This is a genomic window from Paraburkholderia ribeironis, assembly GCF_900019265.1.
GTDB lineage: Bacteria > Pseudomonadota > Gammaproteobacteria > Burkholderiales > Burkholderiaceae > Paraburkholderia > Paraburkholderia ribeironis.
This window is the reverse complement of the sequence record NZ_CYGX02000175.1, coordinates 1-2,765: the sequence shown is the minus strand read 5'-3', so window position 1 is coordinate 2,765 and position 2,765 is coordinate 1. Positions and strand designations below refer to the sequence as shown.

2 protein-coding genes and 2 pseudogenes are annotated in these 2,765 nt (G+C 57.9%); all 4 read right to left on the bottom strand.

The window, feature by feature from the left end; all coding sequences use genetic code 11:
• Positions 1–722: 722 nt before the first annotated feature.
• On the bottom strand, positions 723–911 hold the full coding sequence (locus BN2475_RS32950; protein ID WP_094783497.1) for a hypothetical protein: 189 nt from the start codon (positions 909–911) through the stop codon (positions 723–725).
• A 239-nt stretch (positions 912–1,150) separates the two neighbouring features.
• Positions 1,151–1,492 (bottom strand): annotated as a pseudogene (locus tag BN2475_RS32945) (DDE-type integrase/transposase/recombinase); the annotation flags it as partial.
• A gap of 32 nt (positions 1,493–1,524) precedes the next feature.
• A pseudogene (locus BN2475_RS32940) lies at positions 1,525–2,157 on the bottom strand (IS5 family transposase); the annotation flags it as partial.
• A 40-nt stretch (positions 2,158–2,197) separates the two neighbouring features.
• Positions 2,198–2,668 (bottom strand): hypothetical protein, encoded by a 471-nt coding sequence (locus BN2475_RS34110; RefSeq protein WP_143326059.1) that lies wholly within the window; start codon positions 2,666–2,668, stop codon positions 2,198–2,200.
• Positions 2,669–2,765 lie beyond the last annotated feature (97 nt).

Genomic DNA, 2,765 nt, shown 5'->3' with positions numbered 1-2,765 from the left:
GTGTGCAACGCCAGCGTTGAAGCCGGTCCACGTCGGCCCCGGCTTAGATGCGGCAAGACAAATTGCTCAAACTCTGCCTCACTCAACTTCGTTGGAATCCCTTGCCGTGGCTGCTTTTTCGCCATCTTGACCGCCAAAGCAACAGGATTCCAGCCGCTTCAGACCATACACCCAAAACCCTTGCCTACAAAGGCTCTCAGGCAAATTCAGAGACCTTGAAAAACCCGCAACCAGTTGGAATCTATTGCCTGCGTAGCACCACAAATTGTCCGGCCTTACACGAAACGAATGTCGGGCTCGCAGTGACTTTGGCGAGGTTAGCCAAGCATGGATCAGGTGTAACAGAAGCACCCATCACCATGCTCAGGTCGCTGTGAAGCCCGGCGTTCTCCGCTCGGGATTCTCGGAGTTGAATGGCAAGCGTGACCGTAGCCGCCAGAAAGGCGGCGCTCGTCGCCCAACGTATTGATTTCATTTTCTACCTCCGCGAGCCGTTGCGAGGATACATCTGGAAGATTACGCGTGACCTCCGCCGCTCTATGCGGCGCACATAGTCTACTTACGCGGGGACTTCCTCATCTCACTTTCGGGCCACGGCTGATATGCATCAGCTACGGTTCCATCCCTCGGCCGGTGCGCTGATGGCCTCGGTCGACCCTTTTAGACCATCGTCTGGTTTCTTGCCGGCATTATGCCAATGCTCAAAGACCCGACACTCCACTTTAGCCGCCGCCCAGATTCCCCGCGCCATCCTCGCCGTCAAAGGCCGCGCAGTAGTAGCTGAAACTTTTGCTAGGGTCCTGCGGGTCCAAGTACGTGCAAAATTCGCCCGCGGCGGCAGCCTTCGCCGCAACCCCCATTAGCATAGCGGTCAGCAGCCCGCCGCACAGCACCCTCTTTATTCTGTGCATGGACACTCCGTATCGGAAAAGGTTACTAGGCCTTCAGCTTCGCAGTTCGTCGCACTACCCGTGCCTTACGCGACTCGCTGGTACAGTCAACGCTGATTGAGTCCGAATGATGATGCCACGCGATCGAGTGCAACTGCCAGAAGAAAAGCATCAAATATATTGATGCTAATACGAGGCGCCATTTGGGCACTGTCAACCTGTCGATCGGAGAAAGGAACGGCGGCAGACGGTGCAGCCGCTCACCAGGCAGTTGACGGACTTTGGGTGACGTTGGTCAATTTGTGCCACGAGGCGAATCGGGCAGCGAGATGTTTGCGATAAAGCGACGCGCGCAGCAAGTGCCGCTTGAGCGCAAAGTGCTGTCGGATCGGACCGAAGCTCGAAAGGAACGCCCGGGTCCGCTGGGAGTCACGGAAGCCGCGCATGCGCCGCTCTCGTTCACGGGTCGGTTGATGACTATTTTCGGCCCGGCTATTCACGCGTGCGGCAGCCTTGACGAACACGTGTTGGACGCCGGCCAGCTCGGGAATCTCGACCTTCGCGGCCGGATAGCTTCGCAATTGATCGGTGACGTGGTTACGCCGACCGAAAATTGAGCCACTTATAGAGGCTGTTAGGCACTTTTGTTAAGGGCTGCAAAGTGAACAGGCATAAGCACGGAGGATACGACGAAGTGCAAGCCAGCCAAGGTTTCGGGCAATCGCTCGTAGTCTCTGGCCAGTCGGCGGAACCGGTTGAGCTAGCCGAAGCTGCGCTCGACCACCCAGCGGCGCGGCAACAGCACGAAGCCCTTTTTCGCCTCCGCCAGCTTGATTACGTGAAGCTCGATCCCTTCGTCGAGTGCCGCCTGCGCAGGCTCTTCGCCGGCATATCCCTGATCGGCGAACGCCACCTTGACCGTCTGGCCCGTGGCCTGCTGAACCTGGCGCGCCAGTTCTCCGACCTGCGTGCGTTCCTGTTCGTTGGCCGGCGTAACATGCACAGCAAGCAACTGCCCCAAGGTATCAACCGCCATGTGGACCTTGCTGCCGCGTTTGCGTTTGTAGCCGTCGTAACCGGCGCGAGGCCCACTCTCGCATGTCGACTGCAGGGTCCGCCCGTCGAGAATGACCGCGCTGGGTTGACCACGGCGCTCCTGCGCGATCCGGATGATCGAACGCAGGTCATTCACCATGGCCTCGAAACAGCCTGCCTGAATCCAGCATTGCGTCTGCTGGTAGACCAGTTCCCTCGGTGGAAAATCATTGGTATCCGTCAGCGGAACCCGTTGGGGCGGTTTTGCACGGCTAGATGTCGACGATCTTTCGCAGTAAAGCGTAGGAAACACGCCAGTGACCATCGCTGCCATGGACGGCAATAGATGCTGTCTTGGCATTCAGCCTGACGATGATTCCGACGCGCTCGCTTAGATGCTTGTCGGTGAAGCCGACTGTGTCGCCTATGAAGAAGAATTCTTCACGCTGCGTTCTCGGCGGCGGTGCCGGTTCAACGTGAGGCTGACCAGTCGAAGTTTCCGGGATGATTGCCGCATAGAGCACCCCCAACGGCGTCGGGTTGCACTGTCCTGAACCACCGCCTGTGTCTGCCGGAGTTCCACGATCGTGCCGGCGGACCAAGCGGGTTGTCGCCGATGTAGTTGACTGCCATCGGCAGGTGCAGGCGTTGACGTATTTCGAGAATACGTCGTCCGCCCATCGCCGCCTCGTCGTGTTCGTGCATTCACCAAACACTACTACTACAGGCAGCAATTTATTCAATGATTTTCCAACTCACGACACTAGGGAAACGCTGATTAATGAATCTCGGCGGTCATCGCTGACGCAGCCGAGGACGTTATAGAAGACAGCTCACGGA